Here is a 401-nt window from a genome sequence, read left to right on the forward strand (position 1 = left end):
GGTGCAGGGCAGATAGATATTACCGTTCCTTATAACAACATCACAGGGATGACCTCACTGTATGTGGTAGCACAAGATACCAACCCTGCTACGGCAACGGCTTGTACTAAGATTTATGAATTTGAGCTTGTGGTATATCCTATCCCTGAGATTCCTGCAGCCCTAGAAACGCTTACCGAGTGTGATGATGATAATAACCTGATGGAAATCATAGACCTTACTCAAAACGAGGTTGCCATCATAGGAACACAAGATGCAACCACGCTTGTCATTACATATCACAACACCCTGGCAGATGCAGAAACGGGTAACAACCCAATTATTGATCCAGCTAACTATAACGCAACACAGATGACACCACTTGAGGTAATCTGGGTACGTTTACAAGTAAATGATGGTAG

Annotated in this window: 1 protein-coding gene; it reads left to right on the forward strand. The window is 43.4% G+C overall.

Annotated elements, in window-relative coordinates:
• On the forward strand, positions 1 to 401 hold a 401-nt coding region (locus tag Q0948_RS14870; RefSeq protein ID WP_298354514.1), incomplete at both ends, for a hypothetical protein.

Origin of the sequence: uncultured Dokdonia sp. (genome assembly GCF_947496725.1) — a bacterium.
Classification (GTDB): Bacteria; Bacteroidota; Bacteroidia; order Flavobacteriales; family Flavobacteriaceae; genus Dokdonia.